This is a genomic window from Streptomyces diastaticus subsp. diastaticus (genome assembly GCF_011170125.1).
Lineage (GTDB): Bacteria > Actinomycetota > Actinomycetes > Streptomycetales > Streptomycetaceae > Streptomyces > Streptomyces diastaticus.
Window position 1 is genome coordinate 1,494,537 of record NZ_BLLN01000003.1, and the last position, 16,569, is coordinate 1,511,105.

15 protein-coding genes are annotated in these 16,569 nt (G+C 73.8%); 7 read left to right on the forward strand and 8 right to left on the reverse strand.

Annotated features, from left to right (window positions below; translation table 11 throughout):
* Window positions 1-9: 9 nt before the first annotated feature.
* The gene (locus Sdia_RS15165; protein WP_189500330.1) at window positions 10-588 is read right to left on the reverse strand and encodes a hypothetical protein; all 579 of its coding nucleotides are present in this window, start codon (window positions 586-588) and stop codon (window positions 10-12) included.
* A gap of 494 nt (window positions 589-1,082) precedes the next feature.
* On the opposite strand from Sdia_RS15165, the gene Sdia_RS15170 reads away from it, so the two are divergent.
* Together Sdia_RS15170 and Sdia_RS15175 are read left to right on the forward strand one after the other, a co-directional pair.
* Complete coding sequence (locus tag Sdia_RS15170; RefSeq protein ID WP_100455649.1) at window positions 1,083-1,895, forward strand: SAM-dependent methyltransferase; 813 nt, start codon at window positions 1,083-1,085, stop codon at window positions 1,893-1,895.
* Complete coding sequence (locus tag Sdia_RS15175; protein ID WP_100455650.1) at window positions 1,892-4,012, forward strand: putative bifunctional diguanylate cyclase/phosphodiesterase; 2,121 nt, start codon at window positions 1,892-1,894, stop codon at window positions 4,010-4,012. Before Sdia_RS15170 ends, Sdia_RS15175 begins: the two co-directional genes overlap by 4 nt.
* Before the next feature lie 9 nt (window positions 4,013-4,021).
* Here the strand turns inward: Sdia_RS15175 and Sdia_RS15180 are convergent, their stop codons facing one another.
* Window positions 4,022-4,936 (reverse strand): LysR family transcriptional regulator, encoded by a 915-nt coding sequence (locus Sdia_RS15180; protein WP_100455651.1) that lies wholly within the window; start codon window positions 4,934-4,936, stop codon window positions 4,022-4,024.
* 93 nt (window positions 4,937-5,029) lie between these two features.
* Between Sdia_RS15180 and Sdia_RS15185 the strand changes: the two genes are divergently transcribed.
* The 3 genes from Sdia_RS15185 to Sdia_RS15195 are packed head-to-tail and all read left to right on the forward strand — an operon-like array spanning window position 5,030 to window position 8,441.
* Window positions 5,030-5,737, forward strand: a complete 708-nt coding sequence (locus Sdia_RS15185) for a succinate dehydrogenase (RefSeq protein ID WP_100455652.1) — start codon at window positions 5,030-5,032, stop codon at window positions 5,735-5,737.
* 2 nt (window positions 5,738-5,739) lie between these two features.
* A complete protein-coding gene (locus Sdia_RS15190; RefSeq protein ID WP_100455653.1) occupies window positions 5,740-7,695 on the forward strand; it encodes a fumarate reductase/succinate dehydrogenase flavoprotein subunit in 1,956 nt (651 codons plus the stop codon).
* Window positions 7,692-8,441, forward strand: a complete 750-nt coding sequence (locus Sdia_RS15195) for a succinate dehydrogenase/fumarate reductase iron-sulfur subunit (protein ID WP_100455654.1) — start codon at window positions 7,692-7,694, stop codon at window positions 8,439-8,441. The genes Sdia_RS15190 and Sdia_RS15195 overlap by 4 nt, the downstream gene beginning before the upstream one ends.
* Window positions 8,442-8,595: 154 nt before the next feature.
* Here the strand turns inward: Sdia_RS15195 and Sdia_RS15200 are convergent, their stop codons facing one another.
* Window positions 8,596-9,651, reverse strand: coding sequence for an MsnO8 family LLM class oxidoreductase (locus tag Sdia_RS15200; RefSeq protein WP_371874253.1), 1,056 nt, complete (start codon window positions 9,649-9,651; stop codon window positions 8,596-8,598).
* A gap of 94 nt (window positions 9,652-9,745) precedes the next feature.
* Here Sdia_RS15200 and Sdia_RS15205 point away from each other — a divergent pair, with 94 nt between their 5' ends.
* On the forward strand, window positions 9,746-10,231 hold the full coding sequence (locus Sdia_RS15205; protein ID WP_100455656.1) for a phosphatase domain-containing protein: 486 nt from the start codon (window positions 9,746-9,748) through the stop codon (window positions 10,229-10,231).
* A gap of 41 nt (window positions 10,232-10,272) precedes the next feature.
* Here the strand turns inward: Sdia_RS15205 and Sdia_RS15210 are convergent, their stop codons facing one another.
* Window positions 10,273-10,494: a dodecin gene (locus tag Sdia_RS15210; protein ID WP_100455657.1), complete on the reverse strand. Its 222-nt coding sequence runs from the start codon at window positions 10,492-10,494 to the stop codon at window positions 10,273-10,275.
* A gap of 197 nt (window positions 10,495-10,691) precedes the next feature.
* On the opposite strand from Sdia_RS15210, the gene Sdia_RS15215 reads away from it, so the two are divergent.
* The gene (locus Sdia_RS15215) at window positions 10,692-11,957 is read left to right on the forward strand and encodes an extracellular solute-binding protein (RefSeq protein WP_443098644.1); all 1,266 of its coding nucleotides are present in this window, start codon (window positions 10,692-10,694) and stop codon (window positions 11,955-11,957) included.
* 49 nt (window positions 11,958-12,006) lie between these two features.
* Here the strand turns inward: Sdia_RS15215 and egtD are convergent, their stop codons facing one another.
* From egtD to egtA, 4 genes are read right to left on the reverse strand one after another with little or no spacing between them, the layout of a single operon-like run.
* A complete protein-coding gene (gene egtD, locus Sdia_RS15220) occupies window positions 12,007-12,969 on the reverse strand; it encodes an L-histidine N(alpha)-methyltransferase (protein ID WP_189500322.1) in 963 nt (320 codons plus the stop codon).
* Window positions 12,966-13,721, reverse strand: coding sequence for an ergothioneine biosynthesis protein EgtC (egtC, locus tag Sdia_RS15225; protein WP_100455797.1), 756 nt, complete (start codon window positions 13,719-13,721; stop codon window positions 12,966-12,968). Before egtC ends, egtD begins: the two co-directional genes overlap by 4 nt.
* Window positions 13,722-13,740: 19 nt before the next feature.
* A complete protein-coding gene (gene egtB, locus Sdia_RS15230; RefSeq protein ID WP_115068354.1) occupies window positions 13,741-15,111 on the reverse strand; it encodes an ergothioneine biosynthesis protein EgtB in 1,371 nt (456 codons plus the stop codon).
* On the reverse strand, window positions 15,108-16,496 hold the full coding sequence (gene egtA / locus Sdia_RS15235) for an ergothioneine biosynthesis glutamate--cysteine ligase EgtA (protein WP_115068353.1): 1,389 nt from the start codon (window positions 16,494-16,496) through the stop codon (window positions 15,108-15,110). The genes egtB and egtA overlap by 4 nt, the downstream gene beginning before the upstream one ends.
* Between the last annotated feature and the right edge of the window lie 73 nt (window positions 16,497-16,569).

Below are 16,569 nucleotides of genomic sequence, written 5' to 3' on the forward strand. Positions count from 1 at the left end.
CTCCGGCGGTCAGCGGGGCCGCAGCGCGGCGACCGCGAGGACCGCGGGTGCCGTGATGAGCAGGGTGAGCGAGACGAGCGAGGGGCCGTGCCGCGGCTGCGTGCGCCGGGCCGGCGGGCGGTACGCCGGGTAGACCACCGGTTTCACCGAGGGCTCGGGCGTCACCGAGGGCGTCGGGGAGGGCCGGGGAGCCGGCGACGGGGCAGGAGGTGCCGGCGTGGGCGTGGGCGCGGGGGCGGCGGGCGGCGGAGCCGGAGGGGCCGGGCGGACCGGGGGCGGCACGGCCTTCGGCGGCGTGGGCTCCGGCGTGGGCGACGGGCGAGGCGGGGCAGGCGGGGGCTTCGGCGGCGTCGGCGCCGGGGTCGGCGGGAGCGGTCCGGCCGAGCAGTCGCCGTCGGTGGAGACCGCGACGTCGCTGTCCTCGCCGTCGCCGATCGAGGCGTAGCCGCAGTCGGAGGCCAGGGCGGGTAAGGGCGTCGTCAGCAGCCAGGCCAGGCAGGCGACCGCCAGCAGGCAGGCCGGCCGGAGCAGGGGCCGGAGCCCCGGCGGGCGGAGTGGGGCGACCTGCCCCCGCGCGGATGCGTACACGCCACGGATCATGGGCCGCCCGCACCCGCCGTACGCGTCGGCCGGGACCGATTGGTCCGATCGGGTGGTGTCGGTGTGCAGGCGTTTACCGGACGGTGTCGGCGGTCCGGTAACGCTCGGCGCGCATGTCCGGTGCGGGCGGGCCCCAGGTGTCGTCGGTCACGTGCGGCCGCTTCGGCCTTCCGCGCGCCGGGAGGCCGTCCGTCCGTCCCGTCCGCAGGCGAGGTGGGTGTCGCCTGGTCCGGATTCCCAGGAACTTCTGCGGTGGCTGGTCCGGGTTTTCTTCCTTTCGCCCACCACCGCCACAGGTTCCGCACGCGCTCCGCACTTGAGTCCCGGGGGCTTCCGGGGACATGATCCACCCTGCCCCCACTGAGCCGCTGTCGCAGGCTGTGACTGAGAACGGACGGTCAATTTCCGCTTCAGGTCGCTGTATTGGCGGGTGATCAGTAGCCTCTGCCCGAACACCGGCTGTCCACCTCTGGGAGACATTGATGGAGCGTCCCGCCTGGGCGCCGCGAGGTATCGACATCACGGTGCCGAGCGTGTCCCGCATCCACGACTACTACCTGGGCGGTTCGCACAACTTCGAGGTCGACCGGGAGGCCGCCCGGCGGGCGACGCGCTTCCTCCCGGGGCTGCCGAAGATCCTCCGGGCCGACCGTGCCTTCACCCGCCGCGCCGTGCGCTGGGCCGTCGGCGAGGGCGTCACCCAGTTCCTCGACATCGGTTCCGGAATCCCCACCTTCGGCAACGTCCACGAGACGGCCCGCGCCGCCGATCCCGGCGCCCGGGTCGTCCTCGTGGACCACGACCCGGTCGCCGTGGCGCACGGCCGCACCGTGCTGGCCGGTGACGAGCGCGCCGGGACCTTCACCGCCGACCTGCGCAGACCTCGGGAGATCCTGGAGCATCCGGTGACCGCCGAGGTGCTGGACCTGACCCGGCCGGTGGCCGTCCTCCTCGTCGGCGTCCTGCACTTCGTGGACGACGCCGACGCCCCGTACGAGGCGGTCGCGGAGCTGACCGAGGCGCTCGCCCCCGGCAGCCTGCTGATCCTCACCCACGCCGCCCTCGACGCCGTACCGGCCGACGAGGAGGGCGTCCGGGGCGCCGCCGAGGTGTACCGCTCGGTCCGCGCCCCACTGGTGGGGCGCTCCCGCGAGGGCATCGCCCGCTTCCTCGACGGCGTCGAACTCGTCGACCCCGGCCTCGTCCCCCTGCCGCGATGGCGCCCCGAGGGACCCGTCGAGGACGAGGACCCGTACGCCTTCTCGGGCTTCGGCGGCGTCGGGCGGGCCGCGTGAGCGCGCGCGCCGAGGCCGAGGACCGCCTGCGCCGGTTCGCCGCGATCTGGAGCCGTGCCGTCTACCCGGTGGCGTCCGTCTCCTGCACCCGCGCCGAACTGGAGGAGCAGCTCCTGCCGTTGGCGACCCGGCTCAGCGAGGCGCTCACCGACCGCACCCTGGAGACCGAGGCCGGGCAGTACGCGGGCGCCGCCCTGGTCGCCGCCCACTGCACCGACCCCGAGGCGCTCAGCCGCAGTCTCGACGTGGTCGACTCCTACCTGGTGCTGTACTGCGGGACCGAGACCGACCGCGAGGAGCAGCGGGCCCGCTGCTCGCGCATCCAGCACCGGATGGCCGCCGGGTACGCCCGCGCGCTGCGCGACCGCACCCTCGCCGAGCAGGAAGCCGTCGCCCACGCCGCCCTTGACGCGCGTAGCGCCGTCGCCGAGGCCCTGCACGACAGCGAGGTCCGCTTCCGGGCCGTCTTCCAGGGCGCCGCCATCGGCATCGCCATCGCCTCGCTGGACGGCCGGGTGCTGGAGGCCAACGACACCCTGGTCCGGATGTTCGGCGGCCTCGGCCACGCCGTCCGCCGCAACCTCACCGAGTGGGTGCACCCGGACGACGCGCCGCACGTCTGGAATCTCTACGGCGAGCTGGTGCGCGGCGAACGCGAGAGCTACCGCGTGGAGAAGCCCTTCTTCCGCAGCGACGGCACGGTCCTGTGGACCAACCTCACCGTCTCCCTGCTGCGCGACGCCGACGGAGCGCCCCAGTACCAGCTGGCGCTGCTGGAGGACACCACCGAACGCCGCCTGCTCCACCTGCGCCTGCGGTACGAGGCGACCCACGACGCGCTCACCGGACTGCCCAACCGCACCCTCTTCTTCGAGCGGCTGGAGAAGGCCGTCACCCGGCCCGACGGCCACTTCTCCCTGTGCTACCTGGACCTGGACGGCTTCAAGACCGTCAACGACAGCCTCGGCCACGCCGCCGGCGACCGGCTGCTGGTGGAGGTCGCCGACCGGCTCCAGTCCTGCGCGACCGCGCCCGGGGAGATGGTCGCCCGGCTCGGCGGCGACGAGTTCGTGGCGCTCACCACCGATCCGCGCGACGAACCCGGCCGCAGCGAGCTGGCCGGACGCATCCTCCAGGCACTGGAGGCCCCGATCAGCGTCGACGGCCGCGAGCTGCTGGTCCGCGGTTCCATCGGGGTGGTCGACGGGCCGACCGGGGAGCGCGGCCCCGCCGAGGTGCTGCGCAGCGCCGACATCACCATGTACCGGGCCAAGTCGGCGGGCGGCAACCGCTTCGAGCTGGCCGACCCGGAGTCCGACGCCCGCGCCATCACCCGGCACGCCCTCACCACGGCCTTGCCCGCCGCGCTGGAGCGGGGCGAGTTCTTCATCGAGTACCAGCCGCTGGTCCACCTCGGCGACGGCAGCGTGCGCGGCGCCGAGGCGCTGGTGCGCTGGGCCCATCCGCAGCACGGGGTGCTCGGGCCCGACCGCTTCATCCCGCTCGCCGAACACACCGGGCTGATCGTGCCGCTGGGCCGGTGGGTGCTGGAGGGTGCCGTGCGCCAGGCCCGCCGCTGGCAGGGCGGCGACACCGGGCCGGTGAGGATCAACGTCAACGTCTCCCCGATGCAGCTGCACCACCCCGGCCTCGTCGCGGACACCGTGGACATCCTGGAGCGGGAGGGGCTGGAGCCGGGTGCGCTCTGCCTGGAACTCACCGAGTCCGCGCTGATAGGAGCCGACGACGACCTGCTGAAACCGCTCAGGCGGCTGGCCGAGATGGGCGTGGACATCGCCCTGGACGACTTCGGCACCGGCTACTCCAACCTCGCCAACCTGCGCCGGCTGCCGGTGAGCGTCCTCAAGCTCGACCGGTCCTTCACACGGGGGATGCAGCAGTACCCGGCCGACCCGGTCGACCGGAAGATCGTCGAGGGGATCGTCTCGCTCGCCCACAACCTGGACCTGTCGGTCACCGTCGAGGGCGTGGAGACCGGCGCCCAGGCCGACGCCCTGCGCGAACTGGGGTGCGACACCGCCCAGGGCTGGTTCTACGCCCGCCCGGGCCCGCCCGACCGGCTGCACACGCTCGTCCTGGCGGACGCCGTCGGCTGACCTCGCCCCTCAGCCCTCGGCGGCCGGCTCCCGCACCGTCCCGGTCGTCTCCAGCAGCATCCGCTGGAGTTCCCGGGCGGCGCGCGGCGGGTCGACGTCACCGCGCCGGGCCAGCCCGATGGTCCGGTGCAGCCCCGGGGCGGCGAGCGGCGTCACCTGGAAATCCTGGCCGGCCCGGGCGGCGACCATGCGCGGCACCACGGCGTGGCCGAGCCCGGCGCGGACGAAGCCGAGGACCGCGTCCATCTCGCCGCCCTCCACCGCCAAGGTGGGCTCGAACCCCTCGGCCCGGCAGGCGGAGACGGTCAGCTCCCGCAGGTCGTAGCCGTGCCGGAACATCACCAGCCGCTCACCGGCCAGGTCGGCGATGCGCACCGGACGGTGTCCGCCGGGGACCGGCACGTCCCGCCCGGAGACCACCACCAGGTCCTCGCGGAGCAGCTCGGTGGTGAGCAGGGCGGGCGCGGGGGCGGGCAGCGGCAGCACCACCAGGGCCAGGTCGAGCGCGCCCCGTGCCAGCTCGCGGACCAGGTCGTGCGAGCCGTTCTCCTCGATCATCAGACGGATGCCCGGGTAGCGGTCGTGGTACGAGCGCAGTACGTCCGGCAGCAGCCCCGTGCACAGGCTCGGGGTGGCGCCGAGGCGGACCCGGCCGCTGCGCAGCTGGGCCAGCTCCTGCACCTCGTGGCGGGCGGTGTCGGCGTCGGCGAGGATGCGCCGGGCCAGTGGCAGCAGGGCCTCCCCCGCGTCGGTGAGGGTGATGTTCCCCCGCGCGCGCAGGAAGAGGTCGGCGCCCAGCTCCCGCTCCAGAGCCCGGATCTGCTGGGAGAGGGAGGGCTGCGCCACGTGCACCATCTCGGCGGCCCGGGTGAAGTGGCGGGTCTCGGCGACCGCCACGAAGTAGTGGAGCTGCTGGAACTGCATAACGGCACATTACACCCGAATAGGCTACGGCTATGGAAATGAGCCGTACCATGTCTTGGACCTCTCGGGCCTTCCGGCCCTACCGTCATGCCCATGGCTCTGGCAACGAGGACGGACCGACGGCCGTCCACGATCCGCACGCTCTGGGACTCGTCCGTCGGCAAGAAGACCGTGATGGCCGTCACCGGCCTGATCATGCTGCTCTACCTGGTCGTCCACATGCTGGGCAACCTGAAGATCTTCTTCGGAGCCGGTGAGTTCAACGGCTACGCCGCCTGGCTGCGCACCATGGGCGAGCCCTTCCTGCACCACGAGTGGGCGCTGTGGATCGTGCGGGTCGTGCTGCTGGCAGCCGTCGTCCTGCACGCCGTCTCCGCCGCCCAGCTCAGCCGCCGTGACATCAGGGCCCGCCCGGTCAAGTACGTCCACAAGCGGCCGAGGGCCGGCTACGCCACCCGCACCATGCGCTGGGGCGGGATCATCCTCGGCCTGTTCATCGTCTGGCACATCCTGGATCTGACCACGGGCACCGTCCACGCCGGCGACTTCCAGCACGGCCAGGCCTACCAGAACGTCGTCGGGACCTTCTCCACCTGGTACGGCAACACCATCTACATCGTCGCGATGGTCGCCCTCGGCCTGCACATCCAGCACGGCTTCTGGAGCGCCGCCCAGACCCTCGGCGCGGGCAGCGGGAGCCGGGACCGGCTGCTGAAGGCCACCGCCAACGTCCTGGCCCTCCTCCTGACCCTCGGCTTCATCGCCGTACCCGTCGCCGTCATGACCGGATTGGTGAGCTGACCATGGCTGACACCGACTACACCCGCTACACCACCGGTGAGCCGATCGCCGACGCCAAGGCCCCGGCCGGACCGGTCGACGAGCGCTGGGACACCCGCCGCTTCGAGGCGAAGCTGGTCAACCCCGCCAACCGCCGCAAGCACACCGTCATCGTCGTCGGTACCGGCCTGGCCGGCGGCTCGGCCGGTGCGACCCTGGCCGAGCAGGGCTACCACGTCGTCCAGTTCTGCTTCCAGGACTCGTCGCGCCGGGCCCACTCGGTCGCCGCCCAGGGCGGCATCAACGCCGCGAAGAACTACCGCAACGACGGCGACTCCGTGCACCGCCTCTTCTACGACACGGTCAAGGGCGGCGACTTCCGCGCCCGCGAGTCCAACGTCCACCGGCTCGCGCAGATCTCCGTGGAGATCATCGACCAGTGCGTCGCCCAGGGCGTCCCCTTCGCCCGCGAGTACGGCGGCCTGCTCGACAACCGCTCCTTCGGGGGCGTACAGGTCTCCCGCACCTTCTACGCCCGCGGCCAGACGGGCCAGCAACTGCTGCTCGGCGCCTACCAGGCGCTCTCCCGGCAGATCGGCGCGGGCACCGTCGAGATGCACCACCGCACCGAGATGCTCGACCTGGTCGTGGTCGACGGCAAGGCCCGCGGCATCGTCGCCCGCGACCTGGTCACCGGCCGGATCGACACGTACTTCGCGGACGCCGTCGTCCTCGCCACCGGCGGCTACGGCAACGTCTTCTACCTCTCGACCAACGCCATGAACTCCAACGCGACCGCCATCTGGCGGGCGCACCGCAAGGGCGCGTACTTCGCCAACCCCTGCTTCACGCAGATCCACCCGACCTGCATCCCGCGCACCGGGGACCACCAGTCCAAGCTCACCCTGATGAGCGAGTCGCTGCGCAACGACGGCCGGATCTGGGTGCCCAAGGCCAAGGGAGACCAGCGGCCGCCGGACCAGATCCCCGAGGACGAGCGCGACTACTACCTGGAGCGCGTCTACCCGTCCTTCGGCAACCTCGTCCCCCGCGACATCGCCTCCCGCGCCGCCAAGAACGTCTGCGACGAGGGGCGCGGCGTCGGCCCCGGCGGGCAGGGCGTGTACCTCGACTTCGCCGAGGCCATCGAGCGGATGGGCCGCAAGGCCGTCGAGGCCAAGTACGGCAACCTCTTCGACATGTACCAGCGGATCACCGACGAGGACCCCTACCAGGTCCCGATGCGGATCTACCCCGCCGTGCACTACACGATGGGCGGGCTCTGGGTCGACTACGACCTCCAGACCACCATCCCCGGCCTCTTCGCCATCGGCGAGGCCAACTTCTCCGACCACGGGGCCAACCGGCTGGGCGCCTCCGCGCTCATGCAGGGTCTCGCCGACGGCTACTTCGTGCTGCCGTCCACCATCAACGACTACCTCGCTCGCAACCCGCACACCGAGGACGTCTCCGCCGACCACCCGGCCGTCGCCGAGACCGTCGCCGAGACCCAGGACCGGCTCAACCTGCTGCTCGCCGTCGACGGCGACCGCACCCCCGACTCCTTCCACCGCGAGATCGGTGAACTCATGTGGGAGTACTGCGGCATGGCACGCAGCGAGGACGGGCTGCGCACCGCACTCGCCCGCCTCCCCGAGATCCGCGAGGAGTTCTGGCGCCGCATCAAGGTCCCCGGCACCGGCGAGGAGTTCAACCAGTCGCTGGAGCGCGCCAACCGCGTCGTCGACTACCTGGAGCTGGCCGAGCTGATGTGCCTCGACGCGCTGCACCGCGCCGAGTCCTGCGGCGGCCACTTCCGCGTCGAGTCCCAGACCCCGGACGGCGAGGCCGAGCGGCGGGACGAGGAGTTCTCCTACGCCGCGGCGTGGGAGTTCGGCGGCACCGGCGAGGCTCCCGTCCTGCACAAGGAAGACCTGGTCTTCGAGTACGTCCACCCCACCCAGCGGAGCTACGCATGAAGCTCACCCTGCGCGTCTGGCGGCAGAAGAACGCCGACGAGCCCGGCGCCATGTCCACCTACGAGGTGGACGGCATCAGCCAGGACATGTCCTTCCTGGAGATGCTCGACACCCTCAACGAAGAGCTCACCCTCAAGGGCGAGGACCCGGTCGCCTTCGACCACGACTGCCGCGAGGGCATCTGCGGCGCGTGCAGCCTCGTCATCAACGGCGACGCGCACGGCCCGGAGCGGACCACCACCTGCCAGCTCCACATGCGCTCGTTCTCCGACGGCGACACCATCGACGTCGAGCCGTGGCGGGCCTCGGCCTTCCCGGTCGTCAAGGACCTCGTCGTCGACCGGTCCGCCTTCGACCGCGTCATCCAGTCCGGCGGCTACATCTCGGCGCCCACCGGTACCGCCCCCGAGGCGCACGCCACCCCGGTGCCCAAGCCAGACGCCGACTACGCCTTCGAGAACGCCGAGTGCATCGGCTGCGGGGCCTGCGTGGCGGCCTGCCCCAACGGCTCGGCGATGCTCTTCACCGCCGCCAAGGTCAGCCACCTCAACGTCCTCCCGCAGGGCGCGCCCGAACGCGAGTCCCGCGTGCTGGACATGGTGGCCACCATGGACGCGGAGGGCTTCGGCGGCTGCACCCTCGCCGGGGAGTGCGCCACCGCCTGTCCGAAGGGCATCCCGCTCTTCTCCATCACCCACATGAACAAGGAGTGGCTGCGCGCCACCCGCAAGGGCGGCCGGCGCTGACCCGCCCCCGTACAGGCGGGGCCGGCCGTGGTGCTCAACCCTCCGGTCCCGTCCCGTGTCCCGCGCCCTTCCGGCGGGCCACCCCGAGAGCCTCGTCACCGTCCCGGCCGGTCGGTGGCGGGGCTCCCGTGCGTTTCGCGGGCCCCGGGGGGCCTCAGCGGGCGCCGGACGGGACCAGCCCCGCGAGCCGGGCCAGCCGCCGGTAGGAGTCCAGCAGCCCCGCGCGGTCGTACGTGCTGGTCGTCACCAGCACCTCCTGGGCCCCTGTCGCCTCGATCAGCCCGCCCAGCCGCTCCGTCACCTGCTCCTCGGTGCCGGACACCCCGCCGTCCAGCCCGCTCTCCAGCAGGCCCCGCTGCCGCTCCGGGAGGTCCATGGCCTCGATCCGCGCGGCCGGGGCCAGCGGCGGGAAGGTGCCGTGGGTGCGCGCGTGCGACATCGCCCACGCCTCGGGGAGCAACAGGCGGCGGGCCGCCCGCTCGTCCGGGGCGAGGGCGACCTCGCCGGAGACCACGACGTACGGGTCGGCGGCCCAGGGGCCGGGGCGGAACTCCTCGCGGTAGGTCCGCGCCGCCCGGACCAGCTTCTCCCGGCGCGGGCCGCCGATCACCAGCGGCAGCCCCGCCGCCGCGGCCGTCCGCGCGCCCGCCCCCGTGGCCAGGACGAAGGCGGGGACGCGCACGGCGTCCGCCGGCCGGGCGCGTACTCCCGAGGCGGCGGGCCCCTCGAAGTAGCCGAGGAGCTCGGCGAGGCGCTCGGGGAAGGCATCCGCCTCGTCCTTGCCCCGGCCCAGGGCCCTGCGGACCCCGTCGGTGAACCCGACCGAGCGGCCGAGCCCCATGTCGATCCGGCCGGGGAAGAGCGACTCCAGCACACCGAACTGCTCGGCCACCACCAGCGGCTGGTGGTTGGGGAGCATCACCCCGCCGGTGCCGACCCGGATGCGGGCGGTCGCCGAGGCCACCGCCGCCGCGAGCACCGCCGGCGCGGAGCCGGCGACTCCCGGCACCCCGTGGTGCTCCGAGACCCAGAACCGGTGGTACCCGAGCCGCTCCGCCTCCCGCGCCAGCGCCACCGTCTCGCGCAGCGCCTCACCCACCGGGCGTCCCTCGCGTACCCGGGAGCGGTCCAGGACGGAGAAGCGGACCCCCGGGAAGGCGCCCGCACCGGTGGCGGGGGAGGGGGGCACGGGGCCGGACGGGCCGATCACGGTATTCACCTCCGCTGCAACGCCGCACGCCGCTCGGACGATTCCCCCGAGGTCCCGACGGCCGCCGCCGCCCGCCGGGCGCTACGGTGTCCCGGTGACCGAGCCGCGCCCGATCGCCGTCTTCGACCTCGACGGCACCCTCGCCGACACCGCCCACCGCCAGCACTTCCTGGAGCACTCCCCGCGCGACTGGCGCGGCTTCTTCGCCGCGGCGCCCCAGGACCCGCCACTGTCCGAGGGCGTCGCGCTGGCCCGCGAGGCCGCCGCCGACTGCGACCTGCTCTACCTGACGGGCCGTCCGGAGCGGTGCCGGGCCGACACCGAGGCGTGGCTGCGGGCGCACGGACTGCCCGAGGGGCCCGTGCTCATGCGCGGCGACCACGACCGGCGCCCGGCCGTGCGCACCAAGCTGGAGGCGCTGCGCGGCCTGCGGGCCACCCGGACCGTGCGGATGCTCGTGGACGACGACCCGCTGGTCCTCGCGGAGGCGGAGCGGGCCGGGTTCCGGGCGGTGGCGGCCGACTGGGGCCGCACCTCGCGGGAGTTGCGCGCCGGGCAGGAGCGCGAGGGCCGGACCTGAACCGGTCCGGGGCGGCCCCCGCCCGGGGCGGGGCGGCGCCGTCAGGCGCCGTCGGGGCCCTCCAGGCGGAAGCCGACCTTCAGCCCCACCTGGTAGTGCGCGACGTGCCCGTCGGCGATCGCCCCGCGCACCTGGGTGACCTCGAACCAGTCGAGGCCGCGCAGAGTCTGGGAGGCGCGTTCGATACCGTTGCGGATCGCCTGGTCCACGCCTTCGGGTGAGGTGCCGACGATCTCGGTGACGCGGTAGACGTGATCGGACATGGCGGACGTCCTCCTCCGGTACGGGCGGGCTCCCCGAGACGGTTGTCGTCACCCAACCGTAATGGGCGGATTCGCCCGCGGCCTCTTGACCGGCGATTTGGTCTATACCAGGGTGGTGCGTACACCCGTACGAGCGCGCGCGCTGCCCCCCACGTCGGGACCGTCTCCCTCCTGTTTGAAGGCAGAAAGCGACCCACGTGAAGACCCGCTGTACCACCCTCGTCGTGTTCCTGGCCTCCGCCTCCCTCCTGACGGGGTGCGGGCTCCTCCCCGGTGGCGACGACCGGGAGGAGATCACCCTCTGGTTGATGAAGGGCAGTGCGACGGCCGGGTTCGTCGAGCGGTTCACGAAGGAGTTCGAGAAGGAGCACCCCTCGCTGAGCCTCAAGGTCGAGGTGCAGGAGTGGACCGGCATCACCGGCAAGGTCGACGAGGCCCTCAAGTCGGACGACCACGACACCGCCCCCGACGTCATCGAGGTGGGCAACACCCAGGTCGCCCAGTACGTCGACGGCGGCGGCCTGGTCGACCTGACCCTGGAGTCGATGCGCGACCTCGGCATGGACGACTGGGTGCCCGGCCTCGCCGATCCCGGCCGTTTCGGGGGCTCGCAGTACGGCATCCCCTGGTACGCCGCCAACCGTGTGGTGATCTACAACAAGGACGTCTTCGCCGAGGCCGGCGTCTCCGAGCCGCCGAAGACCCGCGCGCAGTGGCTCGCCGACACCGAGAAGATCAACGAGTCCGGCCGTCAGGGCATCTACCTCGCCGGACAGGACTGGTACACCCTCTCCGGCTTCATCTGGGACGAGGGCGGAGACCTCGCCAAGGAGTCCGGCAACATCTGGGAAGGCGCCCTGGACACCCCCGCCGCCCTGCGCGGCATGGACTTCTACCGCCGGCTCCAGGAACTCGGCAAGGGCCCGAAGGACGCCGACGAGGAGAACCCGCCGCAGGCAGAGGTCTTCGCCAAGGGCGACGTCGGCCAGATCATCACCGTGCCGGGCACCGCCCAGACCATCGTCGAGGAGAACCCCGCCCTCAAGGGCAAGCTCGGCTTCTTCCCCGTGCCCGGCAAGACCGCCGCCAAGCCCGGCGCCGTCTTCACCGGCGGCTCCGACCTCGTGGTCCGCGAGAAGACCGACAACCGCGCCGGGGCCGTCGAGCTCATCAAGGCACTCGCCGGCGAGAAGTGGCAGATCGACCTCGCCAAGACGATGAACTACGTGCCCAACAAGACCACGCTCGCCGACGCCGTCAGCGCCGACGAGGGGTCGGCCGCGATGGCCGAGGGCGCCGCCCACGGCCGGGCGACGCCCAACTCCCCGCGCTGGGCCGCCGTCGAGGGTGACAACCCGATCAAGGCGTACATGACCGAGGTGCTCACCGGCACCGACCCCGAGACCGCCGCCAAGGCCGCCTCTAAGCGCATCACCAAGACGCTCGACCTGCGCACCCGCTGACCGCGCGGCGACGCGCCCGGGGGCCGCCGGGGCCCCCGGGCGCACGTCGTCAGGCCAGCGACAGCGAGAGGGCGAACCGTCCCGCCCGGTCCGTCCACCAGCCGGCCGCGGTGAGGCCGGCCGCCGCCAGTTCCGCGCGTACGCCCTCCTCACGGAACTTCGCCGACACCTCCGTCCGCAGCTCCTCGCCCTCGGCGAACTCCACCGCCAGATCCAGCGCCGGGATCTTCACCGTGGCCGCAGCCCGGGCCCGCAGCCGCATCTCGATCCACTCCCGCTCCGGGTCCCAGCGGGCCACGTGGTCGAAGCCGCCGAGGTCGAAGTCGGCACCGAGTTCACGATTGACGACCCGCAGCACGTTCTTGTCGAACTCGGCCGTCACGCCCCGCGCGTCGTCGTAGGCGGCGACCAGGGTCTCCTCGTCCTTCACCAGGTCGGTGCCGAGCAGCAGGCCGTCGCCCGGCGCCATCGTCGCCCGTACCGACGACAGGAACGCCGCGCGCTCCGCGGGCAGCAGATTGCCCAGTGTCCCGCCGAGGAAGGCCACCAGGCGCGGACCCGGCAGCCCCTCGGGCAGCTCCAGCCGCCCGGTGAAGTCGGCGATCAGCGCGTGCACCCGCAGCCCCGGCCGCTCCCGGGCCAGTGCCTCACCGGCGCCGCGCAACGCGCTCTCGCTCACGTCCACCGGGACGTACGCCTCCAGGCCGCCCAGCGCGTCCAGCAGCAGCCGGGTCTTCTCCGAGGACCCCGAGCCCAGCTCCACCAGCGTCCGCGCGGGGAGCGCCGCCGCGATCTCACCCGCCCGGTCCCGGAGGATCTCGCGCTCGGCACGGGTCGGGTAGTACTCCGGGAGCCGGGTGATCTCCTCGAACAGCTCGCTGCCCCGCGCGTCGTAGAACCACTTGGGCGGCAGCGTCTTGGGTGCCGAGGTGAGACCGGCGCGGACGTCCTCGCGCAGGGCGGCACCGGTGGCGTCCTCGGGCAGGGTGCGGGTGATGCGGAACGGGCTCACGCGGAGGGCTCCTTGAGGGGGAGGAGGGTGACTTCCTGGGCATCGGCGAGCAGCAGCGTCCGGTCCGGCACGGCCCGCCACCCCGGCTCGTCGTCGTAGGGCTCCGAGGCGACCACGCGGCCGCCGGCCGGCCCCTCGCGGTGGAAGAGGGTGTCGCCCCAGGTGGTCGCCGCGACCGAACGGCCGTCGGTCAGCAGCAGGTTGAGCCGGGAGCCGGGCGCGGCCGCCGCCACGGTGCCGACCGCCCCGGCCAGCGCGCCGCCGGGCTCCTCGCCGCGCCGCAGCCGGTCCCGGACCATCGCCCACACCAGGGCCGCGTCGCACCGGGCCTCCAGCTCCAGCAGGGCCAGCGGCTCCAGCGAGGCGGCCGGCTTGGCCAGCGACCGGGGCCACCCGGCCACCGCGCCGTTGTGGCTGAACAGCCAGGGCCCGTCGGTGTACGGCGCCACCGCCGCCTCCGGGTCCGCCCCGGCCGCCGTCGCGTCGCGTACCGCCGCCAGCAGCGCCGTGCTGCGTATCACCCGCGCGAGGTCGCCGAAGGACGGGTCGGCCCAGATCGGCCCCGCCCGGCGGTAGCGCGCCGGGACCGGGTCGCCGGGCGCGTACCAGCCCATGCCGAACCCGTCGGCGTTGACCGTGCCGTACCGCTGGTGGCGCGGCTCCCAGGACTGGCGGAACAGGCTGTGCACCGGCACGGAGAGCAGGTCGCCCAGCGGCAGCGCCGGGCCCACGTAGGCCAGATGGCGGCACATCAGGCCCGCCCCCGCCCGCTCACGCGGCACCCTCGCCCTCGGCGGCGTTCCGCGCGGTGCGGAACCCGGCGAAGATCTGCCGGCGCACCGGCAGGTCCCAGTTGCGGAACGTCCCGCGGCAGGCGACCGGGTCCACGCCGAAGGACCCGCCCCGCAGCACCTTGTGAGCATCCCCGAAGAAGACTTCCGAGTACTCGCGGTACGGGAAGGGCGCGAACCCCGGATACGGCAGGAAGTCGTCGGCCGTCCACTCCCACACGTCGCCGATGAGCTGCCCGATCCCCAGCGGGGAACGGCCCGCCGGGTAGGCGCCGACCGGGGCGGGGCGCAGATGGCGCTGGCCCAGGTTGGCGTGGACGGGGCCCGGGTCGGTGTCGCCCCACGGGTAGCGGCGGGCGCGCCCGGAAGCCGGGTCGAACCGGGCGGCCTTCTCCCACTCGGCCTCCGTCGGCAGCCGCCGCCCGGCCCAGCGGGCGTAGGCGTCCGCCTCGTACCAGCTGACGTGCACCACCGGCTCGTCGGCGGGCACCGGCTCCACCACCCCGAACCGGCGCCGCACCCAGGCGGTGCCCTCCCGCCGCCAGAACAGCGGTGCCCGCACGTCGTGTTCGCGGACCATCCGCAGCCCCGCCGGGTGCCACCACCGCGCCTCGTCGTACCCGCCGTCCTCGATGAACCGCTGGTACGCCCCACAGGTCACCGGGGCCGTGTCGAGCCAGAACGCGGCCACGTCCCGCCGGTGCGCGGGCCGCTCGTTGTCCAGCGCCCACGGCTCGGCGGAGGTGCCCATGGTGAACGGACCGCCGGGCACCAGCGCCTCCGGGCCCGGCAGCGGGGCCTCGGCAACCGGGTCCGGCGGCGCCGGGGCGTCCAGCACGGCCGGGCCGCGCCGCAACTGATGGGTGACGAGCATGGTCTCGTCGTGCTGCTGCTCGTGCTGGGCGACCATGCCGAAGGCGAACCCGGAGGCGGTCAGCCGCTCGCCCTCCACCGGCGCCGAGGCGAGCACGTCCAGCGCCCGGCCCCGCACCTCCGCCGCGTACCGCCGGGCCTCCTCGGGAGCGAGCAGCGGCAGGGAGGGCCGTTCGGCGCGCGGATGCTCGAACGCGTCGTACAGCGAGTCGATCTCGGGGCGCAGCGGGTCGCGCCCGCCGACGGCGCGCACCAGCCACAGCTCCTCCTGGTTGCCGATGTGCGCGAGGTCCCAGACCAGCGGCGACATCAGGGGGGAGTGCTGGGCCGTCAGCTCCGGGCCCTCCACGCAGTCGGTGAGCAGCGCCGTCCGCTCCCGCGCGGCGAGCAGCGCGGTCAGTGCCCGCTCCCGCAGTGCCTCGGGGCCCGGCGGGGGCTGCCCGGCGGTCCGCGGTGTGCCGGTGGACGAAGTGGTCATGCCGGTGCGTCCTCTCCCCTGACCGTCCCGTGCGCGGCCGGCCCCTCGGCGGGGCCCCGGCCGGGGCGGATGTCCAGGCAGGTGTCCAGGAAGTCGTCCGCGGGGCAGCGGCCCGCCCGCGTGTACCGCTCGGCGAACGCGTCGACCTGCGCCGTCAGTTCCTCGCCGACGCCCAGCCGTGGCAGCGCCTGGAGGGCGGTGGCGAAGCAGGCGGTCGCCGCCTCCCGCAGCTCCGGGTCGGCGAGCCCCGAGCGGGCCGCGTCCCGCCACAGCGCGTTGTGCGGGGCGGGCCCGCCGGTGGCGCGCTCGGCCAGCGGCTTGACGAGCCGGTAGGCGGTCTCCGAGGACTCCGCGTCGTCGAAGAGCGCGCAGGTCACGGCGAGCGGTACCCGCCAGCCGTCCTCACCGGGCTGCGCGTCGATCATCCGCAGCTCCAGGTGACCGCGTGGGCGCACCGGCGGGAAGAGCGTCGTCAGGTGGTAGGCGAGGTCCTGCTCGGTGACCGGCCGGGGCCCTCCCCCGCGCACCCAGTCGCGGAAGGTCAGTCCCCGCGGCGCGTCCCACGGCCCGTCCTCGGCGCGGACGCACATCACCGGGGCGTCCAGCACCCGTTCGGTCCACGCCCGGCGCGGCTCCGCGTCCAGCGGCGGCGCCGCGGACCGGCCGGGCTCGATCGCGGCCCACAGGGACTGCCGGGTCGACCGCCAGCCGGTCAGCCGCCCCTGCAGGACGGGTGAGTTGGCGAAGGCGGCGACCAGCACCGGGCCCAGCAGATGGGCGAGGCGCCAGCGCCGGTGGTGGCCCTGTGGCCCGGGTTCCTCGTATCCGGCGTCCAGGCAGACCTGCACCGAGGCGGAGGAGCGCATCATGTGCCGCCCGGCCGGGCCCGCCCGGTCGAGGTAGCGCTCCATCGCGTCGTAGCGCGGCTCCCGCAGCAGGCGCTCACCGGGGAGGGAGGGCTCGGTGCCCAGTCCCGTCACCCGCAGGCCGAGCGCCGCCAGTGCCCCGCGCAGCACCACCATGTCGGCGGAGACCTGCTCCACGCAGACGGCCAGCGAGGGGGCGGGCGCGGAGCTGAGTTCGAGCTGGCCGCCGGGTTCCACGGTGAACAGCGAGTTCAGCGGCAGGTCCTTCAGGACCGTGTGGGCCGCGCGCAGCCGGTCCGCGGAGACCTCGCGCAGCGGGTCGGCCGCGTCGTGCACGAGCCACTCCAGCTCCACCCCCACCGTGCGGGGCGGGCCGGTCTTGAAACAGATGCCTCGTACCAGCTCCGAGAAGGAGTCCTCGCTCGGAGCCACGGCCGGACCGGTCCGTGTGGGCCAGGCGGGCAGCCCGCCGTCGGGCGGGTGGGAGGAGGCGGACGAGGGGGTCGGCGACTGGGACATGGACGCACTCCTTGTGGGAGGACCGCCGTGGTGCACGGCGCTTCCCCGGCGGGGGCGCCGTGATGTCACCCGT

Bases quoted from the DNA above. Each gene is read 5' to 3' on its own strand.
- egtA (WP_115068353.1), bottom strand. From the start codon at position 16,496: ATGTCCCAGTCGCCGACCCCCTCGTCCGCCTCCTCCCACCCGCCCGAC.
- Sdia_RS15195 (WP_100455654.1), top strand. From the start codon at position 7,692: ATGAAGCTCACCCTGCGCGTCTGGCGGCAGAAGAACGCCGACGAGCCC.
- Sdia_RS15210 (WP_100455657.1), bottom strand. From the start codon at position 10,494: ATGTCCGATCACGTCTACCGCGTCACCGAGATCGTCGGCACCTCACCC.
- Sdia_RS15190 (WP_100455653.1), top strand. From the start codon at position 5,740: ATGGCTGACACCGACTACACCCGCTACACCACCGGTGAGCCGATCGCC.
- egtB (WP_115068354.1), bottom strand. From the start codon at position 15,111: ATGACCACTTCGTCCACCGGCACACCGCGGACCGCCGGGCAGCCCCCG.
- Sdia_RS15180 (WP_100455651.1), bottom strand. From the start codon at position 4,936: ATGCAGTTCCAGCAGCTCCACTACTTCGTGGCGGTCGCCGAGACCCGC.
- Sdia_RS15170 (WP_100455649.1), top strand. From the start codon at position 1,083: ATGGAGCGTCCCGCCTGGGCGCCGCGAGGTATCGACATCACGGTGCCG.
- egtC (WP_100455797.1), bottom strand. From the start codon at position 13,721: ATGTGCCGCCATCTGGCCTACGTGGGCCCGGCGCTGCCGCTGGGCGAC.
- Sdia_RS15185 (WP_100455652.1), top strand. From the start codon at position 5,030: ATGGCTCTGGCAACGAGGACGGACCGACGGCCGTCCACGATCCGCACG.